16 protein-coding genes are annotated in these 20,319 nt (G+C 73.4%); 9 read left to right on the top strand and 7 right to left on the bottom strand.

The window, feature by feature from the left end:
- Nucleotides 1-46: 46 nt before the first annotated feature.
- Both BM076_RS20235 and BM076_RS20230 read right to left on the bottom strand, forming a co-directional pair.
- The gene (locus tag BM076_RS20235) at nt 47-976 is read right to left on the bottom strand and encodes an SGNH/GDSL hydrolase family protein (protein WP_218160094.1); all 930 of its coding nucleotides are present in this window, start codon (nt 974-976) and stop codon (nt 47-49) included.
- A 1-nt stretch (nt 977) separates the two neighbouring features.
- A complete protein-coding gene (locus BM076_RS20230) occupies nt 978-2,438 on the bottom strand; it encodes an MFS transporter (RefSeq protein ID WP_093715033.1) in 1,461 nt (486 codons plus the stop codon).
- Between the two features lie 141 nt (nt 2,439-2,579).
- On the opposite strand from BM076_RS20230, the gene BM076_RS20225 reads away from it, so the two are divergent.
- The 5 genes from BM076_RS20225 to BM076_RS20205 all read left to right on the top strand — a co-directional run bounded on the left by BM076_RS20225 (nt 2,580) and on the right by BM076_RS20205 (nt 9,222).
- Nucleotides 2,580-3,233 (top strand): TetR/AcrR family transcriptional regulator, encoded by a 654-nt coding sequence (locus BM076_RS20225; protein ID WP_093715032.1) that lies wholly within the window; start codon nt 2,580-2,582, stop codon nt 3,231-3,233.
- Nucleotides 3,230-3,859, top strand: a complete 630-nt coding sequence (locus BM076_RS20220; protein ID WP_093715031.1) for a TetR/AcrR family transcriptional regulator — start codon at nt 3,230-3,232, stop codon at nt 3,857-3,859. Before BM076_RS20225 ends, BM076_RS20220 begins: the two co-directional genes overlap by 4 nt.
- A 244-nt stretch (nt 3,860-4,103) precedes the next feature.
- Nucleotides 4,104-6,344, top strand: a complete 2,241-nt coding sequence (locus BM076_RS20215) for a molybdopterin-dependent oxidoreductase (RefSeq protein ID WP_093715030.1) — start codon at nt 4,104-4,106, stop codon at nt 6,342-6,344.
- 259 nt (nt 6,345-6,603) lie between these two features.
- Nucleotides 6,604-8,004, top strand: a complete 1,401-nt coding sequence (locus tag BM076_RS20210; protein WP_093715065.1) for an aldehyde dehydrogenase family protein — start codon at nt 6,604-6,606, stop codon at nt 8,002-8,004.
- 135 nt (nt 8,005-8,139) lie between these two features.
- The gene (locus BM076_RS20205) at nt 8,140-9,222 is read left to right on the top strand and encodes a Zn-dependent alcohol dehydrogenase (protein WP_093715029.1); all 1,083 of its coding nucleotides are present in this window, start codon (nt 8,140-8,142) and stop codon (nt 9,220-9,222) included.
- A 98-nt stretch (nt 9,223-9,320) separates the two neighbouring features.
- Here BM076_RS20205 and BM076_RS20200 read toward each other — a convergent pair whose 3' ends face one another.
- Complete coding sequence (locus BM076_RS20200; RefSeq protein ID WP_093715028.1) at nt 9,321-9,860, bottom strand: DUF402 domain-containing protein; 540 nt, start codon at nt 9,858-9,860, stop codon at nt 9,321-9,323.
- Between the two features lie 13 nt (nt 9,861-9,873).
- Nucleotides 9,874-10,500: a TetR/AcrR family transcriptional regulator gene (locus BM076_RS20195; protein WP_093715027.1), complete on the bottom strand. Its 627-nt coding sequence runs from the start codon at nt 10,498-10,500 to the stop codon at nt 9,874-9,876.
- A 98-nt stretch (nt 10,501-10,598) separates the two neighbouring features.
- On the opposite strand from BM076_RS20195, the gene BM076_RS20190 reads away from it, so the two are divergent.
- Both BM076_RS20190 and BM076_RS20185 read left to right on the top strand, forming a co-directional pair.
- Complete coding sequence (locus BM076_RS20190) at nt 10,599-11,753, top strand: acyl-CoA dehydrogenase family protein (RefSeq protein WP_093715026.1); 1,155 nt, start codon at nt 10,599-10,601, stop codon at nt 11,751-11,753.
- 197 nt (nt 11,754-11,950) lie between these two features.
- Complete coding sequence (locus BM076_RS20185) at nt 11,951-12,565, top strand: TetR/AcrR family transcriptional regulator (RefSeq protein WP_093715064.1); 615 nt, start codon at nt 11,951-11,953, stop codon at nt 12,563-12,565.
- 52 nt (nt 12,566-12,617) lie between these two features.
- Here BM076_RS20185 and BM076_RS20180 read toward each other — a convergent pair whose 3' ends face one another.
- The gene (locus tag BM076_RS20180; protein ID WP_093715025.1) at nt 12,618-13,079 is read right to left on the bottom strand and encodes a MaoC family dehydratase; all 462 of its coding nucleotides are present in this window, start codon (nt 13,077-13,079) and stop codon (nt 12,618-12,620) included.
- Between the two features lie 136 nt (nt 13,080-13,215).
- Complete coding sequence (locus tag BM076_RS20175; RefSeq protein ID WP_093715024.1) at nt 13,216-14,655, bottom strand: amidase; 1,440 nt, start codon at nt 14,653-14,655, stop codon at nt 13,216-13,218.
- A gap of 235 nt (nt 14,656-14,890) precedes the next feature.
- Between BM076_RS20175 and BM076_RS20170 the strand changes: the two genes are divergently transcribed.
- Nucleotides 14,891-15,634 (top strand): SAM-dependent methyltransferase, encoded by a 744-nt coding sequence (locus BM076_RS20170; protein ID WP_093715023.1) that lies wholly within the window; start codon nt 14,891-14,893, stop codon nt 15,632-15,634.
- Nucleotides 15,635-15,768: 134 nt separating this feature from the next.
- Nucleotides 15,769-18,570 carry a penicillin acylase family protein gene (locus tag BM076_RS20165; RefSeq protein WP_093715022.1) on the top strand — a complete coding sequence of 934 codons (2,802 nt, stop codon included), beginning with the start codon at nt 15,769-15,771 and terminating at the stop codon, nt 18,568-18,570.
- A 115-nt stretch (nt 18,571-18,685) separates the two neighbouring features.
- On the opposite strand, the gene BM076_RS20160 is transcribed toward BM076_RS20165, so the two are convergent.
- On the bottom strand, nt 18,686-20,074 hold the full coding sequence (locus tag BM076_RS20160) for a hypothetical protein (RefSeq protein WP_093715021.1): 1,389 nt from the start codon (nt 20,072-20,074) through the stop codon (nt 18,686-18,688).
- Between the last annotated feature and the right edge of the window lie 245 nt (nt 20,075-20,319).

Below are 20,319 nucleotides of genomic sequence, written 5' to 3'. Positions count from 1 at the left end.
TCCTGATTCCTATGCTGAACCATAGGAATCACGGCGGCAACCCTCCCTATCGGCCTGTGGAAAACTCCGCGGCCAGTGCCCGTAGCGTCGCCGCCGCGATCACCGCGTGGCCGCGCGCCGAGGCGTGGATCAGGTCCGCGCTGTACAGGCCGCGGTCGGCGCCGGCCGGATGGTCGTACATCTCGACGACCACCGCCCCGTGGCGCTTCGCGACCGTCCTGGTCACCTCGTTGAGCACCGCGACGCCGCCCTCCAGCGGGCCGCCGCGCAGTTCCGGGACGGCCGCCGCGACATTCGCCAGCGCGTACGTGAACACGGTGGTGCCGGGCGCCGCCAGCCGGCCGAAGAGCAGGTCGAGCTCCTTGGCCAGCACGTCGGAGGAGAAGCCGGGCAGCAGCAGATCGTTGCCGCCGCAGACGATCGCGACGAGGTCGGGGGCGAAGCGCGCGGCACGCTCGGCCTGTCCGGCGCGGACCTGGCCCGCGGTCAGCCCGCGCAGCCCCAGGTTGAGATACGTCGCGTCCGGCGCGGCCCGCCGCAGCGCCCGCGCCGTCCGGTCGGCCCAGGACTCCGTGCGGTAGCCGGGCGTGGGATCGCCGAGGCCCTCGGCGAGGCTGTCGCCGACGACGGCGAAGCGCCGCCAGGGCGCGCCGCGCAACAGCGCGTCGGCCTCCTCCGTCGACAGGCAGTGCGGATCGGCGGCCTCGGCCGGGTGGTCGCCCGGGTGGCCGGTCGCACGCGCGGCCGGGGCGTGGGCGGGGGCCGGAGCCGCGTCCGGAGCCGGGATCGTGGCCGTGATGGGGGCATGGACCGAAGTCCGGATCATGGTCGGGACCGAAGCCTGGTCGTCGGCCGGGTCCGAAACCGGGCTCGCGGCTTGGGCCGAAGCCTTGCCCGCGGTCGGGTCCGGAGCGTGGTCGTCGGCCGGGTCCGCCGCCGTACGGGCGGACGGAGCGGCGCCGTTGTCGTACGTCATGTCAGGACTCCTCGGTGTGCGTGCGTGCGGTACGGGTCAGGCCGAGACCGATCAGGGCGGCGACGGCCGCGAGCGCGGCGCAGACGAGGAACACCTCGCGGAAGGCGCGGGCCCCGTCCGTGCCGTGGGCGGCGATCACCGAGGCGGTCGCCGCGACGCCGAGCGCCCCGCCCAACTGCCGTGCGGTGGTGGTCATACCGACGCCCGAGGCGAATCGCAGTGGCGGCAGGGATGTCGCGGCGGCGGTGGACAGCGCGGTGAGCGTGGCCCCGAAGGCGGCGCCGCCGACCAGTCCCATGGGCAGCCACAGGGCCAGGAAGCGGGGGCCGGTGTCCAGTTGGGACCAGGTCCATACGCTCACCGCGGCGAAGGCCGTCATGGAGACGGCCACGACGACCGGCAGGTGCCGCGGCCTCGTACGTTTACCGACCGCGAGCGCCGCGACGGCGGAGGTGAAGGCGCCGGGGGTGAGGGCGAAGCCCGCCTTGAGCACCGAGTAGTGCCACACCGTGGTGAGGAACAGCGGCCCGCTGAGCATCCAGGCGAACAGTGCCGCACCGGCGAAGGCGGCGGCCGCCGAGGCGACGGCGAAGGTGGGGTCGCGGAAGAGCGCGGTCTCCACGGCGGGTGCGGCCTGGTGCGCGGACCGCACAAATGAGACGGCGATCAACGCGACACCGCACAATATGCAGCCGACAGCGGCTCCCGACGCCCAGCCCCAGTCGCTGCCCTTGGTGAGTCCGAGCACCAGCAGGCCGATGCCGCCGGTGATCGCGAAGGTGCCGAGCGGGTCCGGCAACCGCCGCTCTGTGCCCGTGCGTTCGGGCAGGCCGCGCAGGCCGACGGCCACCAGGAGGATGCCGACCGGCACATTGATGAGGAAAACCGAACGCCAGCCGAAGGCGTCGACCAGTAGACCGCCCAGGCTCGGCCCGGCGGCGCTGGCCATCGAACCGGCCGCGCCCCAGACGCCGATGGCCGCCGCGAGCCCGGCGGGCGGGGTGGTGGCGAGCAGCAGCCCGAGCGCGGCCGGAATCATTCCGGCCGCCGCCGCTCCTTGCAGTGCCCGGCCGGTGATCAGCAGCGGCAGGTCCGGCGCGGCGGCGCACAGCGCCGAGGCGAGGGTGAATACGGCAAGCGACAGCAGGAAGACCCGCTTGCGGCCGAAGGCGTCGGCGACGCGGCCGGCCGGCGTCAGCAGCGCGGCGAAGAGCACCGCGTAACTGCTCACCACCCAGGACAGGTCCGAGACCCGGTCGGCCGGGAAGCTCGCGGCCATGTCCGGGAAGGCGACATTGACCACGGTGGTGTCGAGGAAGGCGATGAAGGTGGCGCCCGCGCTGAGCAGCAGGACGAGGCCGGGGCGTACGGCGGGCGCCGCACCGGGCGCCCTGGGCGTCCCGGGAGCGACGGGCGCGGCGGCGGAGGTGGATGCGGACGGGGGCGAGGCGGATGAGGACATGAGACGTCCTTGCCTTGACAGCGAGAAACATACCAACGGTACGTACTGACGGTACGAAAATACATACCGGAGGTATGTGTCTGTCAAGAGTGGGCAGGCCCTAGGGTGGGAAGGGCTTCGCGAACGACAGGAGGGCCCGCCGTGGCAGCACCGCGCACAGGCACCGGGAGCGGTACGGACACGGCCGCGCCCCGCAGGACGGCGGGCCGCCCCACCCAGCGCGAGCGCTCCGACGCCACCGTCGAGGACCTGCTCACCGCCGCCCGCACGCTGTTCGCCGCCGACGGCTACGCCGCCACCTCGCTGGACGCGGTCTGCGAGCGGGCGGGCGTCACCAAAGGCGCGCTCTACCACCACTTCTCCGGCAAGAAACAGCTCTTCAGCGCCGTCTACACCCGCGAGCAGGAACGCCTCGCCGAGCGGATCTCGGCCGCGTATCTCCGGGTCGAGGACCCGTGGGAGGCGGTGTACGAAGGCAGCCGCGCCTATCTCGAGGCGTCCTTGGACCCCGAGGTCCAGCGCATCACCCTGCTCGACGCGCCGGGCGCGCTCGGCTGGGAGGCCATGCGCGACCTCGGCGTCAACTGCCGCCAACTCACCCTGCGCGGCGTGAAGTACGCGATCAAGCAGGGGGCCGTCGCACCCCGTCCGCCCGACCCGCTGACCTCCATGCTCTACGGCGGCCTCAGCGAGAGCGCCATGGCGATCGTGCGGGCCGAGGACCCGCGGGCCGCCCTCGCCGAGACCCTCGCCGACCTGCGCAAGCTCTTCGACGCGCTCGCCACCGGCCGATGACCGACGTGCCCCGCGCCGCGGGCGCCGACAGCGGACTGCGCCGGGCGCCCGTGCAGCGGCGCAGCACCGAGCGCCTGGAACGCATCCTCGACGCCTGCGCGGGCCTGCTCGACGAGGGCGGCTACGAGCGGCTCAGCACCCGGGCCGTCGCCGCCCGCGCGGGCGTCCCGATCGGCTCGGTCTACCGCTTCTTCTCCGACAAGCGGGCCCTCACCGACGCCCTCGCGCACCGCAATCTGGACGAATTCCTCGACCGTACGGCCGCCCGGCTGGCGCGGCCCGGCACCGAGCCCGACTGGCGCACGGCCGTGGACATCCTGGTCGACGAGTACACCGCCATGAAGCGCACCGCGCCCGGTTTCGCGCTGGTCGACTTCGGTGTGCCGGGCGAGACCAATCACGACCTCGCCGACCGGCTGCCCGCGCTCCTCGGCGAACGCCTCCCGGTCGACGCCGCCGACCCCCGGCTGCGGCTGGCCCTGGTGCTCGCCGTCGAGACCGCGGACGCCGCGCTGCAACTGGCCTTCCGCACCGACCCGTCGGGCGATCCCGGGGTGATCGCCGAGACGAAGACGCTGATCCGCGCGTATCTCGCGACGGTCCTCGACCCGCCCCCGACCGGCTGAACGGTCCCGCTCCCGACCGGCTGAACGCTCCGGCCGGCGTCCGACTGAACGCCCCCGCCCGCGCCGGGCTGAACGCTCCGGCCCGCGTCCGGCGGAGCACTCCCGCCGCTCCTGACCGAGCCGTCCCCTCCGCCTGAGCCCTCCCGCCGGTTGTCCACAACCGTCCCGGGGCCGTTGTCCGTACCGCCGGGTAATGTCGGAACGAACGCGCGCCAACGCCGCCGCCCGTCCACGGGAGCCCCCGATGACCCGAACCGCCCTGCGCATCTGCCCGCTCTGCGAGGCCACCTGCGGCCTCACGCTGACCATCGACGACGACCGGGTCACGCACGCCCGCGGCGACCGTGACGACGTGTTCAGCGCGGGTTTCGTCTGCCCCAAGGGCGCCGCGTTCGGCGCGCTCGACGCCGACCCCGACCGGCTGCGGCGCCCCCTGGTACGGCGCGACGGCCGACTCGTCGAGACCGGCTGGGACGAGGCGTACGCGGCCGTCGCCGCCGGGATCGGCGCGGTCACCGGCGCGCACGGCGGCGAGGCGGTCGGCGTCGTCCTCGGCAACCCCAATGTGCACACGATGGCCGGCGGTCTCTACCCGGCGCAGCTCATCGGCGCCCTGCGCACCCGCAGCGTCTTCACCGCCAGCACACTCGACCAGATGCCCAAGCACGTCTCCTGCGGCTATCTCTTCGGCGACCCCAACGCGATCCCGGTGCCGGACCTCGACCGCACCGACCATCTGCTGCTCATCGGCGCCAACCCCCTGGTGTCCAACGGCAGTCTGGCCACCGCCGCCGATTTCCCCGGCAAGCTCAAGGCGCTGCGGCGGCGTGGCGGCCGGCTCGTCGTCGTCGACCCGCACCGCACCAGGACCGCCCGCGCCGCCGACCGCCATGTGGCGCCCAGGCCCGGCACCGACGCCGCACTGCTGCTCGCCATGATCCAGGTGCTCTTCGCCGAGGAGCTGACCGATCCTGGTGACCTGGCCCCGCACCTCAGCGGCACGGCGGACGTCTGCGCCCTGACGGCGGAGTTCACCCCCGAGGCGGTCGCCGCATATTGCGACGTCCCGGCCGACGTCATCCGCGGCCTGGCACGTGAACTGGCCGCGGCCGAACGGGCCGTCGTCTACGGGCGGCTCGGCAGCACGGCGGTCGAATTCGGCACCCTGGCGAGCTGGGCGGTCGACGTGCTCAACGCGCTGACCGGCAATCTGGACCGGCCGGGCGGCGCCATGTTCCCGCTCGCCGCCACCGCGCGGGCGCCCCGGCCACCGCGCCCCGGCAAGGGATTTCACGTCGGCCGCTGGCACAGCCGGGTGTCGGGACACCCCGAGGTCAAGGGCGAACTGCCCGCCGCGGCGCTGGCGGAGGAGATCGACACCCCGGGCGAGGGAGGGCTGCGCGCCCTCGTCGTGGTCGCCGCCAACCCTGTGCTGTCCGCGCCCGACGGGCAGCGGCTCGACCGGGCCCTGGACGGCCTGGACTTCATGGTCAGTGTCGACCCGTACCTCAACGAGACCTCGCGCCACGCCGATGTCGTGCTGCCACCGCCCCCGCCCGCGCAGAGCGCCCACTACGACTTCGCCTTCAGTACGCTCGCGGTCCGCAACGCCGTCCGGTACAGCCCGCCCGCCGTGGCGCTCGCCGACGGTCTGCTCGACGAGCCGGAGATCCACGCCCGGCTGGTGCTCGCCGTCCTCGGGCAGGGCCCGGGCCAGGGCGCGGACCCCGCACTCGTCGACGAGCAGGCCGTGGTCCGCAAACTCACCATGGAGACCGGCGACCCGCACTCGCCGGTCCACGGACGGGACATCGCGGAGCTTTCCGCGGCCCTGGACGGCGCCACCGGATACGAGCGGCGGCTCGACATGATGCTGCGCCTCGGCCCGTACGGCGACGGCTTCGGCGCCGACCCCGAAGGGCTGAGCCTGGCCAAGGTCCGCGAGCGGCCGCACGGCATCGACCTCGGCCCGCTGCGCCCGCGGATACCGGAAGTCCTGCGCACCCCGTCCGGCACCGTGGAGTTGGCGCCCGCGGCGGTCGTCGCCGATGTGCCGCGACTGCGGGCCGCGGTCGCGCGCGGCGCCCGGAGCGACGAGCTGGTGCTCATCGGCCGCCGCCATCTGCGCTCCAACAACTCCTGGATGCACAATGTGCCCGCGCTCACCGGCGGCAGCAACCGCTGCACGGCGCAGGTCCACCCGGACGACGCGGCCCGGCTCGGCCTCGCCGACGGCGCCCTCGCGCTGATCAAGGGCGACGGCGGCGAGATCACCGCGGCCGTCGAGATCACCGACGCGCTGCGCCCCGGCGTGGTCAGCGTGCCGCACGGCTGGGGCCACGACCGCGACGGCACCCGGCTCACCGAGGCGGCCCGCGAACCGGGCGCCAACGTCAACCAACTCCTCGACGGCACCCGCCTGGACCCGCTCTCGGGCACCGCCGTGCTCAACGGCTTCCCGATACGCATCGAGGCCGTGCGCTGACACGCGCCCCGCACACCGGCCGGAGATCGCACGCCGGCCGGGGATCGCACGCCGGCCTGAGATCGCGCACCCGCGGGCGTACTGACCGGCGCCGCGCGGGGTACACCGCAGGAGCGGACGTACGTGACTCACGGCACGCGGCGCACGCTGGCCACATAAAACTAACGGCGCTAGTTTGGGCGTCGGACACGCAGTGGTGACCCGGAGGGCGGCAACGGTGGACGGCACAGCAGAGGGCGGGCAGGACACGCGGGGCGCGGTGCGGGCCCGCGACGCCCAGTACATCGACGGCCGGTGGCGGCCCGCCGCGGGCGGCGGGCGGATCGACGTCGTCGACCCGGTGACGGAGAAGGTCATCGGCCAGGTGCCGGCGGGCACCGCGGAGGACGTGGACACCGCAGTGCGCGCGGCACGCGCCGCGCTGCCCGGCTGGGCGGCCACCCCGCCCGCCGAGCGCGCCGCCGTCCTCGGCGCGGTCCGCGACTTGATGGTCGCCCGGCGCGCCGAGATCGCCGCGACCGTGACCGCGGAGCTGGGCGCGCCGCCCGCCTTCGCCACCGCTGTGCACACCGACATGCCGACCGCCGTGATGGGCAGCTTCGCCGCGATCGCCGCCGCCTACACCTTCGAGGAGCAGGTCGGCAATTCACGGGTGTTCCAGGAGCCGGTCGGCGTCGTCGGCGCGATCACCCCGTGGAACTACCCGCTGCACCAGGTCGTCGCCAAGGCCGCACCGGCGCTCGCCGCGGGCTGCACCGTGGTGCTCAAGCCCGCCGAGGACACCCCGCTGGTCGCCCAGCTCTTCGCCGCGATCCTGGACGAGGCCGGGCTGCCCGCCGGGGTGTTCAACCTGGTCACCGGGCTCGGCCCGGTCGCCGGGCAGGCGCTGGCCGAGCACCCCGGGGTGGACCTGGTCTCCTTCACCGGCTCCACCGCGGTCGGCCGGCAGATCGGCGCCACCGCGGGCGCCGCCGTCAAGCGCGTCGCCCTCGAACTGGGCGGCAAGTCCGCCAATGTCATCCTGCCCGGCGCCGACCTCGCCCGCGCGGTCAATGTCGGCATCGCCAATGTCTTCGCCAACTCCGGCCAGACGTGCAGTGCCTGGACCCGGATGCTCGTCGACGCCGCGCGCTACGACGAGGCCGTGGAGCTGGCCGTCACCGCCGCCGCGAAGTACGTGCCCGGCGAGCGGCTCGGACCGGTCGTCAACGCCAAGCAGCGCGAGCGGGTGCGCGGTTACATCCGGCGCGGTGTCGCGGAGGGCGGCAGGATCGTCGCGGGCGGCCCCGAGGCGCCGGACGGCATGGACACCGGCTATTTCGTACGCCCCACCGTCTTCGCCGATGTCACCCCCGGGACGACCATCGCCCAGGAGGAGATCTTCGGTCCGGTCGTCGTGCTCATGAAGTACGAGGACGAGGCGGACGCGCTGCGCATCGCCAACGGCACCGTCTACGGGCTGGCCGGCGCGGTCTGGGGCGCGGACGAGGCGGCGGCGGTCGCCTTCGCCCGCCGGATGGACACCGGCCAGGTGGACATCAACGGCGGCCGGTTCAACCCGCTGGCGCCCTTCGGCGGCTACAAACAGTCCGGTGTCGGCCGCGAGTTGGGCGTGCACGGCCTCGCGGAGTATCTGCAGACCAAGTCGCTCCAGTTCTGACCGCGCCGCCGTCCGGACCCGCGCTGCCGCCGTCCGGTCCCGCGCCGTCGCCGTCCGCCTGCGCCCGCCGGGCCGTAACCGTTCGGCGGCACCGCCCGTATCCGCCCCGCATCCCGCCCGCCCCCAGGAGCCCCCGTGGTACGCGCAGCCGTCCTGCCCGCCGTCAACGCGCCGCTGACCGTCGCCGACATCGACCTGCCGGAGCCCGGCCCCGGGCAGGTCCGGGTCCGGCTGGCCGCCGCCGGCGTCTGCCACTCCGACCTGTCGCTGTCGAACGGGACGCTGCGCCAGCCGGCGCCCGCCGTCCTCGGCCACGAAGGCGCGGGCACCGTGGTCTCCGTCGGCGAGGGCGTCGACCGGCTCGCCCCCGGCGACCGGGTCGTCCTCAACTGGGCACCCGCCTGCGGGGAGTGCCACTTCTGCGGCCTCGGCGAGCCCTGGCTGTGCGCCAACTCCGGTACGGCCGCGGGCCGTCCGTACGCCGCGCTGGCCGCGGACGGCAGCGCGCTCCACCCCGGCCTCGGCACCGCCGCCTTCGCCGAGGAGACCGTCGTCGCCGCGAGCGCCGCCCTGCCGCTGCCCGACGGGGTGCCGCTCACCGACGCCGCGCTGCTCGGCTGCGCCGTGCTCACCGGCTACGGCGCGGTGCACCACGCGGCCCGGATCATGCCCGGCGAGACCGTCGCCGTCTTCGGCGTCGGCGGCGTGGGTCTCGCCGTGCTCCAATCGGCGCGGATCGCGGGCGCCGGGCGGATCGTCGCGGTCGATGTCGCGCCCGCCAAGGAGGAGTTGGCGCTCGCCGCCGGCGCCACCGACTTCGTCGTCGCCGGGGAGGACACGGCCAAGCGGATCCGGGCTCTCAGCGGCGGCTTCGGCACCGACGCGGCCATCGAGTGCGTCGGCCGCGCGGACACGATCCGCACCGCCTGGTCCGCCACCCGGCGCGGCGGCCGTACGACGGTGGTCGGCATCGGCGGCCAGGACCAGCAGGTCACCTTCTCCGCGCTGGAACTCTTCTACTTCGGCCGTACGCTCTCCGGCTGCGTCTACGGCAACTGCGACCCGGCCAAGGACCTGCCGGTGCTGGCCGAGCACGTACGGGCGGGCCGGCTCGACCTGTCCGCGATGGTCACCGACCGGATCACGCTCGACGGGATCCCGGCCGCCTTCGAGGCGATGACGGCCGGACGTGGCGGCCGGGCACTGGTGGTGTTCTGACCCGCGAGGCCCGACAGGACGTGCCGATCCCTACGCCTGGAGGCGCCGAGCCCCTGCTCCTGGAGGCGCCGAGCCTCTATGCCTGGACGCGCTGAGCCCTACGCCTGGACGCCGTCGACCATCGCCAGCCAGCGTCGGTGGGAGCCGTCGAAGGGCCCGGTCCCGTCGGCCACCGCGGCCATCAGCCAGCGCGCGGCGGCCTCGGCGGCGGCGATCACCTCGGCGGGATAGCCGTACCGCACCTGGTGCTCGGCGAATTCGTCCTCGTCGACCAGGATCGGCGCGGGGGCGCCGCGCTTGCGCAGCACGTCCAGGTCGAGGTCGACCATCGTGACCTCGGCCGGCGACGGCCAGCGCGGCGGCGTGGTGATGTCGCAGTAGATCTCGGTGCTGCGCGGGGCCGCGTTGAAGACGGCCGTCCACCAGGCGTCGCGCGGGAAGAGGATCACATGCGCCTCGGGGAGCGGCACTTCGGGATCGTGCCCCTTGCGCATCACACTGTCGGCGGGGAGGCCGAGCCATACGCCGTGCTCGTCCTCGCCGAGCCGCCGCATCCGCAGATTCCAGTGCAGAGTGCCGTCGTATTTGCGGTAGTTGACCTGTACGTGGGTGGGTTCCGGTGCGGCGGAGGAGAGCATGGGCGCCATCCTGTCACCCCGGGAATTGCACCGCGAGACCGTCGATCAGCGCACGCAGCCCCGTCTCGAAGGCGCCGTCGTCGATCTGCCGCTGGTGCTTGGCCAGCAGATGGGCCTGCCCGAGGTGCGGATAGTCGGCGGGGTCGTAGACCTCCGCGTCGCCGACGAAGCCGGCCGCGAAGGAGCCGAGCGCCGAGCCGGTGACGAAATACCGCATCAGGGCGCCGATCCTGGTGGCCTGGGCGGGTGGCCAGCCCGCCTCGACCATGCCGCCGAAGACCGCGTCGGCCATCCGCAGCCCGGCCGGACGCAGCCCCGGGCCGACGGCGAGGAACGGCACGATGTGCGGATGGTCGGTGAGGGCGGCCCGGTAGGAGCGGCCCCAGTCCAGCAGCGCCTGCCGCCAGTCCCGGCCGTCGCCGAACATCGACAGGTCGACCTGGGTGACGACCGTGTCGGCCGCCGCGTCGAGGATCGCTTCCTTGGTGGCGAAGTGGTTGTAGAGCGAGGGACCGCTCACGCCCAGTTCCGCCGCGAGCCGGCGCGTCGACAGGGCTGCCAGACCCTCCTCGTCGATGAGGGCGAGCGCCGCCGCGACGATGCGCTCGCGGCTGAGGAGGGGCTTGCGGGGGCGGGCCATGCGGCACATAGTAGAGGCTGCCGACCAAAAACTAGCGGTGGTAGTTTCGTAGCGGTTCCGAAAGGCCCTCGGATGACGGTGATAACGGTGATGACCCGGTGAATCTCGAACTGTCCGCGGAACAAGCCGCCGCCAAGGCGCTGGCCAGGGACTTCACCGACCGCGAGATCACCCCGCACGCGGTGGAGTGGGACCGCGCGGAGAGCGTGGACCGGGCCGTGGTGAAGAAGCTCGGCGCGCTCGGCTTCCTGGGCCTGACCATCGACGAGGAGTACGGCGGCTCCGGCGGCGACCACCTCGCCTACTGCCTGGTCACCGAGGAGCTGGGCCGGGGCGACTCCTCGGTGCGCGGCATCGTCTCCGTCTCGCTCGGCCTGGTCGCCAAGTCGATCGCGCACTGGGGGTGCGAGGCGCAGAAACGGGACTGGCTGCCCCGGCTCACCGCGGGCGACGCCGTCGGCTGCTTCGGGCTGACCGAGCCGGGGACCGGCTCCGACGCCGCGAATCTCACCACCCGCGCGGTCCGCGACGGCGACGCGTACGTGATCACCGGCAGCAAGATGTTCATCACCAACGGCACCTGGGCCGATGTCGTGCTGCTCTTCGCCCGCACCGGCCGGACCGACGAGGGGCACAAGGGCGTCAGCGCCTTCCTCGTGCCGACCGACACACCGGGACTGACCCGCCGCGAGATCCACGGCAAGCTCGGCCTGCGCGGGCAGGCGACGGCGGAGCTGGTGCTCGACGGCGTCCGCGTACCGGCCTCGGCGATGCTCGGCCCCGAGGGCAAGGGCTTCTCAGTGGCGATGTCCGCGCTGGCCAAGGGGCGGATGTCGGTCGCGGCGGGCTGCGTCGGCATCGCCCAGGCGTGCCTGGACGCGGCGGTGGCGTACGCGGGGGAGCGCGAGCAGTTCGGCGCGCCGATCGCCGGGCGGCAGCTCGTACAGGAACTGCTCGCCGACATCGCCGTGGACGTCGACGCCGCGCGGCTGCTGACCTGGCGGGTCGCCGACCTGATCGACCGCGGGCTGCCCTTCGCCACCGAGTCGTCGGTCGCCAAGCTCTACGCCGGCGAGGCCGCCGTGCGCTGCGCCAACAACGCGCTCCAGGTCTTCGGCGGCTACGGCTACATCGACGAGTACCCGGCGGGCAAGCTGTTGCGCGACGCGCGCGTCATGACGCTCTACGAGGGCACCAGTCAGATACACAAGCTGCTGATCGGACGGGCGCTGACCGGGGTCTCGGCCTTCTGAACCGCCCTGAACGGGATTGTGCCGCCGCCGGTTCCGCCGCCGGTTCCGTAGCCGGTTCCGCGGCTGGATCGCCGGTCCTGCCGCCGGTCCCGCCGCCGGTCCCGTGGCCGGATCCCCGGTCCCGCGGCCGGATGCTCTAAGCGCTTGCTCAGCTCCGCGATAAGGTAGCCGCTGTGACCGGTGGCGAGGAGCAGGCGATGAGCGTGGAGGCGGTAACCGGCGAGGCGTGGGGCGACATCACGCCCGATGCCGCGCGGCGGCTGGTGATCGCGGCGGTACAGGCGTTCGCCGAGCGCGGCTATCACGCCACGACCACCCGCGACATCGCGGGGCGGGCCGGCATGAGCCCGGCCGCGCTCTACATCCACTACAAGACCAAGGAAGAGCTGCTCTACCAGATCAGCAAGGTCGGCCACCTGCGGTCGCTTGCCATGCTCGCCGAGGCCAGGGACTCCGAGGGCAGCGCCGCCGAGCGGCTCGCGACGGCTGTCCGGGTCTTCGTCCGCTGGCACGCCGAGCACCACACCACCGGCCGGGTCGTGCAGTACGAACTCGGCGCGCTCGCCGAGGAGCACCACGCCGAGATCGTGGCGCTGCGGCGGCAGAGCGAGGACGCGATCCGCTCGATCATCAAGGACGGCGTCACCGCGGGCGAATTCGACGTGCCCGAGATCTCCGGGACGACGCTGGCCGTGCTCTCGCTCTGCATCGACGTGGCCCGCTGGTTCAACCCGCTCGGCCGCAGGACACCCGACGAGGTCGGCGCGCTCTACGCCGACCTCGTACTGCGCATGGTGCGGGCCACCGACTGAGCCCGGCGGCCCGGCCGGCCCCGCGACCCCGGCAAGATCCACAAGACACGCCCTAGAGGTAGAAGCGGGCCACCGTCTCCGCCACGCACACCGGCTTGTCGCCGCCCTCGCGCTCGATCGTCACCTTCGTCGTGAGCTGGATGCCGCCGCCCGCCTCGCTCACGTCGGCGATCTCGGCGGTCGCGCGCAGCCGGGAGCCGACCGGCACGGGCGCGGGGAAACGCACTTTGTTGACGCCGTAGTTGACGCCCATCCGCACGCCCTCGACGCGCATGAGCTGCGGGGTCAGGGACGGGATCAGGGAGAGCGTCAGGAAGCCGTGCGCGATCGTCGCGCCGAACGGGCCGAGCGCCGCCTTGTCCGGGTCGACATGGATCCACTGGTGGTCCCCGGTGGCCTCGGCGAACAGGTCGATCCGCTTCTGGTCGATCTCCAGCCACTCGGTCCGGCCGAGCTGCTCGCCGACGGCGGCGCGGAGTTCGTCCGGCGAAGCGAAGATGCGGGGCTGCGGCATGGTGGGGCCTCCAGGGGCGGTCAGGAACGGTGCGCGCAGGTTTCCAAGCGCTTGCTCAGTGAGTCTCAGCATGGTTCCGGGGCCACCGCGTGTCAATCACGGCGGGCCGGTCCCGAATCTCGCGCGCACCCGCGCGCTACCAGACCTCCGGGTGCCGGCCCGCCCACGGCCGCGCCCGCTCCAGCTGCGCCGACAGCGAGATCAGCGTCGCCTCGTCCCCGTACCGCCCGCCGGCCATCACGCCGATGGGCAACCCCTGCGCCGTCCAGTGCAGCGGCACGCTGACGGCGGGCTGCCCGGTGGCGTTGTAGAGCGGGGTGAAGGGCGTGAAGGCCGCCATCGCGTCGAATTCGGCGGCCGGGTCCGCGTCGTCGCGCAGGCCCCCGATCAGCGAGGGCGGCTGCGCGAGGGTCGGCGACAGGATGACGTCGTACGAGGTCAGCAGCGCGTCGGCGATCAGCTGGCCGAGGGTGCGGAAGGCGAAGAGGGCGTTCGCGAAGTCCGGGCCTGACACCTCGCGGCCGGCCGCCCGCAGATGCCGGGTCAGCGGCATCAGCAGCTCCTCGTCGTGCGGGGCGACCGGCCGGACCGCGGCCATCACCGCCCACACCGCGTTGAACGCCTGCCGTATCGAGTCGTCCACCGGCAGCGCCATCTCGTCCACGTCGTGGCCGAGTTCGCGCAGCAGCACGGCGGCGTCGTCGACCGCGGCCCGGCAGTCCGGGTGCAGCCCGATGCCGGGCACCGGCGGGTCCGCGAGCACCACGATCCGCAGCGGTCCCGGCTCGCGGTGCGCGTACGACAGGAAGGTCTCGCCGGGCGGCAGCGCGGGGACGCCGTAGGGGATGCCCGGTTCGGGTCCGGCCAGGATGTCGAGCAGCGCCGCCGCGTCGGCGACCGTACGGGCGATCGGGCCCGAGGTGCTGAGCCCGCTCACGTCGTGCAGCAGCGGGCCGGAACTGACCCGGCCGCGGCTCGGCTTGATGCCGAACAGGCCGCAGGCCGAGGACGGGATACGGATCGAGCCGCCGCCGTCACTGCCCTGCGCGATCGGGGCCAGGCCGCCCGCCACGGCCGCCGCGGCGCCGCCGCTCGAACCGCCCGCCGACCGGTCCGGGTCCCACGGGGTGCGGGCGGGCGGCGCCAGCCGGTTCTCGGTGTAGCCGGGCAGGCCGAATTCGGGGGTGTTGGTCTTGCCGAGCAGGATCGTGCCCGCCTTGCGCAGGCGGACCGCGACATGGTCGTCGGTGTCCGGCACGTACTCGGCGAAGGCCGCCGAGCCGAAGGTGCAGCGCACGCCCGCCACCAGGTTGAGGTCCTTCACCGGCACCGGGACGCCGTGCAGCACCGGCAGTTCGCCGGCGGCGCCCTCGCGGCGGGCGGCCAGCGCCCACGCCTCGGCGTCCGCGGCCTGCTTGCGGGCGATCTCCGGGGTCACCGTGATGAAGGCGCCGAGCGCCGCGTCGAGCCGGTCGATCCGCTCCAGATAGTGCTCGGTCAGCTCCACCGGTGACAGGGAGCCGTCCCGCACCGCCGCCGCCTGCTCCACCGCCGTCAGATCGTGCAACTCGGTCATGGCCGCCCGCCTTCCGCCGCTCGCGCCCGCGCCGGTCCGTACCGCCGCGGGACATCGTCGTACCGCTGTCCGCGCCGCGATCCTCGCACTACCGGCGGGTAGCGGCCAGCCCTTGGGCCGGCCTCAGAGTCGGCCTCTGAGCCGGCCCGGGACCGGCACAGCCGTAACCGACTGGCACCCACCGCCCCGATCGGGGAACATCACCGCGACCGCACCCGCACAGCCGAGGACCCGTATGAGCCTGCGCCACCACGAGATCGCCGAGACCGACCACCGCATCCTCAACCCGATCACGCCGGAGAAGCTGGCGCTGCTCGGCGAGGTGTGCCGTCTCCAGGAGGGGCAGCGCCTGCTCGATCTCGCGTGCGGGAAGGGCGAGATGCTGGCGAGCTGGGCGCGGCGGTACGGCACCGGCGGCGTCGGCGTCGACCTGAGCGAGGTCTTCCTGACGGCCGCGCGCGAACGGGCCGAGGAATTCGGCGTCTCCGGACGAGTGAGTTTCGAACGCGGCGACGCGGCGAAGTACGTGGCGGAGCCCGGCTCCTTCGACGTCGTGTCGTGCCTCGGCGCCACCTGGATCGGAGGCGGACTCGCGGGCACGATCGAGCTGATGCTCCCCGCGCTGCGGCCCGGCGGCCTGCTGCTGATCGGCGAACCGTACTGGCGGGAGACCCCGCCGGAGGAGGCGTACGAGGCGGTCGGCGCCGGCCCGGACGACTTCGCGACGCTCGGCGGCACACTGGACCGCTTCGAGGCGGCGGGCCTCGACCTGGTCGAGATGGTCCTCGCCGACGGCGACAGCTGGGACCGCTACTACGCGGCCCAGTGGTTCACCATCTCCGAATGGCTCCGCCGCACCCCGGCCGACCACCCCGACGTCCCCGACATGCGCGACTTCCTCGACCACCACCGCCGCGGCTACCTCGCCTACGGCAGGCGCTACTTCGGCTGGGGCGCCTTCGTCCTGCGCACCTCGTGAGCCGAAGCGGCGGGAGCGGTCGCCACACCGTGCTGCCGTGGATGTGCGGAAAGTGAAAAGCTGACGCATGTTCATCTTCCGGGACGGTCATACCGGCGGTAACGTCCGGGCACTGGCATCCGGAAGGAGCAGACATGCCGCTACGGACCCCACGACGGATCGGCAAGTACGGCGCGGTCGGCAGAGCCGGCACGCTCGGCAGGATCGGCAAGTGGAGAACGGCGACGGCCGCGGCGCTGCTGGCGCTCGGCGCGACCCTGGTGGCCCCGTTGCCGATGGCGGCGCACGCCGCCGACAGCTCGGGCGACTACTGTGCGGGACAGTGCTCGGACATCCTGCCGCCCGGTGAGAACGGCAACGCCACGCTCGCCGACATCCTGGCGAACAAGGTGTTCGGCACCCGACCGGCGCACACCTCCGACCAGCTCGGACCGTACGCGTCGCTCGCCGACGGGTATCCGCAGCTGACCGACGCCACCCTCGGAAAATTCTTCAACAGCTCGTCCTTCGGCGTCCCGTCCGGCCAGGTCGCCTCGGTGACCAGCCCGCGCTCGGACGTGACGATCACCCGGGACAAGGCGACCGGCGTCCCGCACATCAAGGGCACCACCCGGCAGGGCACCGAGTACGGCGCCGGGTACGCGGCGGCGCAGGACCGGCTCTGGCTGATGGACCTGTTCCGGCACGTCGGACGCGGCGAGCTATCCTCGTTCGCGGGCGGCGCGGCGGCCAACCGCGGCCTGGAGCAGGAATTCTGGCGGCAGGCGCCGTACACCGAGGCTGACCTCCAGGACCAGGTCGACCGGCTCGCCAGCGGCACCGGCGCCCGCGGCCAGCAGGCGCTCGCCGACGCGCAGGCGTACGTGGACGGCATCAACGCCTACATCACCCAGTCCAAGAACGGCCGCTACTTCCCCGGTGAGTACGTGCTCACCGGCCATGTGGACGCGATCACCAACGCCGGCACCATCGAGCCGTTCAAGCTCACCGACCTGATCGCGCTCGCCTCGGTGATCGGCGCGCTGTTCGGCACCGGCGGTGGCGGTGAGGTGGAGTCCGCGCTGTCCCTGCTGGCCGCGCAGCAGAAGTACGGCGTCACCGAGGGCACCAAGGTCTGGGAGTCCTTCCGGGAACGGGACGACCCGGAGGCCACGGCCACCGTCCACGACGGCACCAGCTTCCCGTACGCGGGCAAGCCGGCGCAGGCGCAGGGCGAGGCGCTGCCCGACCCGGGCTCGGTGGTCCCCGAACCTCTCGTCTACGACGCGACCGGCGGCGCCACCCAGGCCACGACCAAGAGCCCCGGTGTGCTGCCGGCCAACCTCTTCACCGGCGACGCCACCAAGAAGGGCATGTCCAACGCCCTGGTGGTCAGCGGCGCCCACACCGCGAGCGGCCACCCGGTCGCCGTCTTCGGTCCGCAAACCGGCTATTTCGCGCCACAGTTGCTGATGCTCCAGGAATTGCAGGGCCCCGGCATCAGCGCCCGCGGCGCCTCCTTCGCGGGCCTGGGCATGTACGTGGAACTCGGCCGCGGTCAGGACTACGCCTGGAGCGCGACCTCCGCGAGCCAGGACGTCACCGACACCTACGCCGTCGAGCTGTGCCAGGACTCGACGCACTACCTCTTCCACGGTGTGTGCACCCCGATGGAGAAGCTGGAGCGCACCAACTCCTGGTCGCCGACGGTGGCCGACTCCACCGCGGCGGGCTCCTACCGCATGCAGATCTGGCGGACCGCGTACGGCCCGGTCGAGTACCGGGCGACCGTCGGCGGCAAGGCCGTCGCGTACACCTCGCTGCGCAGCTCGTACCGGCACGAGGCCGACTCGATCCTGGGCTTCCAGGAGCTGAACGACCCGGGCTTCGTGCACGACGCGGCCTCCTTCCAGCGGGCCGCGCAGGACATCAACTACACCTTCAACTGGTTCTACGCCGACTCCAGGCAGACCGCGTACTACAACAGCGGCACCAACCCGGTCAGGGCGGACGGCGTGGACGCGTCCTTCCCGGTCTGGGCGCAGGCGCAGTACGACTGGCGCGGCTGGGACCCGGCGGTCAACACCGCCACCTACACCCCGCCCGCGCAGCATCCGCAGTCCGTCGACCAGGACTACTACATCTCCTGGAACAACAAGCAGGCCAAGGGGTACACCTCGGCCACCTTCGGCAACGGCTCGGTGCACCGCGGCGATCTGCTGGAGGACCGGGTCAAGGCCCTCACCCAGGCCGGCGGTGTCACCCGCGCCTCGCTCACCAAGGCCATGGCCGACGCGGCCCTGACCGACCTGCGCGGCGAGGACGTCCTGCCCGACCTGCTCAAGGTGATCACCAGCGCCCCGGTCACCGACCCCCAGGAAGCCACCGCGGTCCAGCAGTTGCAGGCGTGGAGCGCGGCGGGCACCAAGCGGCACGAGACCTCGCCGGGCTCGCACACGTACGCCAACGCCGACGCGGTACGGGTGATGGACGCGTGGTGGCCGCTGCTGATCGCCGGTGAGTTCCAGCCGGGCCTGGGCAGCGACCTCTACAACGCGTTCGCCGCCGACCTGTCGGTCGACGAGTCGCCGTCGGCCGGCCACGGCCCGACCGGCTCGCACGCGGGCAGCTCCTTCCAGTACGGCTGGTGGTCCTACGCCGACAAGGACCTGCGCAAGGTGCTCGGCGAGCCCGTGCAGGGCGCGCTCGCGCAGACGTACTGCGGCGGCGGGCAGCTCACCGCCTGCCGCGACATGCTGCTGTCCACCCTGAAGCAGGCGGCGGCCGTCCCGGCGAACACCGTCTACCCGGGCGACGACGGCGGCTGCTCCGCCGGCGACCAGTGGTGCGCCGACACGATCGTCCAGCGTCCGCTGGGCGGTGTCACCGACGACCGGATCTCCTGGCAGAACCGGCCGACTTTCCAGCAGGTGGTGGAATTCCCCACGCACCGCTGACAGTTCAGCGCGCGCCAGGCGCCGCCCGTCCCGGCTCGTACCGGGGCGGGCGGCGCCCCGCGTTTCCCGCGCCCCGCGTCTTCCGGGGACCGCGCTTCCCGCGCCCGCGCCTCGCTCAGCCGGGCATCCGGCCCGCGGCGCGCAGCACCAACTCGGCCAGCTCCGCATGGCAGATGTCGCTGTGCGCCCCGGACGGCGGGCCGCCCGCGCACACCACGGCGGAGGCGTCCACGCTGACGCAGCCGGTCCGCGGCAGCTCCCCGGCGAGCGCCCGTTCCAGGGTCAACTCCGGTGCCCCGGAAAGAGCTTGGAAGCCGTCGTGGCCCAGCGCGCCCCACCGGTCGCCGAGCAGCTCCGACACCCCGCCGAGCAGCGACTCGTCGTCGCCCGCGAGCCGTGACGCGAGCGGGTAGAACACGCCGAGCGCCTGGTCGTGCCGCGAGTGGCAGGCCACCAGCGGTCCGGTGACCCGCTGTTGCATGCCGTGCAGCGCGCCGCCCTTGGCGGCGAAGGGCTGCGGACCGCTGAACACGTAGTGCGAGAAGGCCCCTTGGAGCAGCGTGACGGACGCGACCGAGCCGCCGGCCGGCAGGCCGCCGAGCGCGAAGGACACCAGCCGGGCGCCGAAGCTGTGCCCGATCAGATGCACCCGCACCGCCGGCGCGGTCCTGGCCACCTCGGCGAGCAGCGGACCGAGCCCGCGCTGCCCGACGGTGCCGGCCCGCCGCTTCATCGCGTAGTACGTCGCCTGCCGCAGCAATTCCTTCGCGCCGTCCCACACCCGCTTGCCGAGCCCGCCGAACAGCGCCTGACCGCCCGCCGGTTGGGCCGGTGCGACCTCTGCTCCCGCGGTTTCCAGCGCGCTCGCCAGCGCCAGGCAGGTGGTGACCGGGTCCTCGGTGAACAGCAGCGGTTCCGCGCCCGCCGCGCCCGTGTCATCGGTGAGCGCCGCCGTGTGCGGTGTCCCCGTGGCGGCCAACCCCCGTACCAGCGCGGCGAATTCGGCCAGCCGCTCCGGGTCCTCGGGCCGGGTCGCCAGCAGTTCGGCGATCCGGTCGAGGGCGGGCCCGCTGCCCGGGAAGACCTCGCCGAGCGCGGCCCTGGTCGGCGGATCGAGCGCGGTGGCGCCGGCGCCGGGACCGTCCGCGGGAGCGGGAGCCGCGAGGGCCGACAGGGCTGTGACTGCCGCGGCGTGCGGGAAGTCGGGGATCGGCTCGTCGCTGAACCGCATCGACGGCCAGTGCACACCCGCGTAGCCGAACCGCGGGCCGGGCGCGGCGGCCAGCAGCGCGGGGAAGTGCTGGAAGAAGCCCTCGTAGAGCGCGGTCGCGGTCGACACGTCGTTGTTCCAGCCGTGCGAGAACAGCACCAGATCGGTGCGGTCGCCGACCGCGGCCAGCAGGGCATCACGCTGCCGGGGATCCGGATCGCCCTGCGCGTCGAAGGTCAGGTCCCAGTACGGGGCGACGCAGGTCACCGCGGTGGTCACTGTGGTCACGGCCATGATGTCCCCCTGTTTCCCGCTGTTTCCCGCTGGAAATACGCCGTGATCGCCGTATTTCGCACGCATCATCCCGAGCTGCCGCCGGGCCGTCCATCCCCCGCGCGCCCGAATACGCCTCGGCTACGCACGAGGCCAGGGGCCGGGGACCGGGCCTGAGGGCTCAGGGTTCAGGGCTGAGGGCTCAGGGGCGGCGGCACCCGGCGCGGCGACCCTTCCGGATTGGATGACCGACCGCTTAGTATGCG

Source organism: Actinacidiphila alni (genome assembly GCF_900112845.1).
Classification (GTDB): domain Bacteria; phylum Actinomycetota; class Actinomycetes; order Streptomycetales; family Streptomycetaceae; genus Actinacidiphila; species Actinacidiphila alni.
The sequence above is the reverse complement of the archived record's forward strand: the minus strand, read 5'-3'. Positions and strand labels throughout refer to the sequence as shown.

Bases quoted from the DNA above. Each gene is read 5' to 3' on its own strand.
- BM076_RS20195 (WP_093715027.1), bottom strand. From the start codon at position 10,500: ATGGCCCGCCCCCGCAAGCCCCTCCTCAGCCGCGAGCGCATCGTCGCG.
- BM076_RS20165 (WP_093715022.1), top strand. From the start codon at position 15,769: ATGCCGCTACGGACCCCACGACGGATCGGCAAGTACGGCGCGGTCGGC.
- BM076_RS20215 (WP_093715030.1), top strand. From the start codon at position 4,104: ATGACCCGAACCGCCCTGCGCATCTGCCCGCTCTGCGAGGCCACCTGC.
- BM076_RS20185 (WP_093715064.1), top strand. From the start codon at position 11,951: ATGAGCGTGGAGGCGGTAACCGGCGAGGCGTGGGGCGACATCACGCCC.
- BM076_RS20200 (WP_093715028.1), bottom strand. From the start codon at position 9,860: ATGCTCTCCTCCGCCGCACCGGAACCCACCCACGTACAGGTCAACTAC.
- BM076_RS20160 (WP_093715021.1), bottom strand. From the start codon at position 20,074: ATGGCCGTGACCACAGTGACCACCGCGGTGACCTGCGTCGCCCCGTAC.
- BM076_RS20235 (WP_218160094.1), bottom strand. From the start codon at position 976: ATGACGTACGACAACGGCGCCGCTCCGTCCGCCCGTACGGCGGCGGAC.
- BM076_RS20180 (WP_093715025.1), bottom strand. From the start codon at position 13,079: ATGCCGCAGCCCCGCATCTTCGCTTCGCCGGACGAACTCCGCGCCGCC.
- BM076_RS20230 (WP_093715033.1), bottom strand. From the start codon at position 2,438: ATGTCCTCATCCGCCTCGCCCCCGTCCGCATCCACCTCCGCCGCCGCG.
- BM076_RS20175 (WP_093715024.1), bottom strand. From the start codon at position 14,655: ATGACCGAGTTGCACGATCTGACGGCGGTGGAGCAGGCGGCGGCGGTG.
- BM076_RS20220 (WP_093715031.1), top strand. From the start codon at position 3,230: ATGACCGACGTGCCCCGCGCCGCGGGCGCCGACAGCGGACTGCGCCGG.
- BM076_RS20170 (WP_093715023.1), top strand. From the start codon at position 14,891: ATGAGCCTGCGCCACCACGAGATCGCCGAGACCGACCACCGCATCCTC.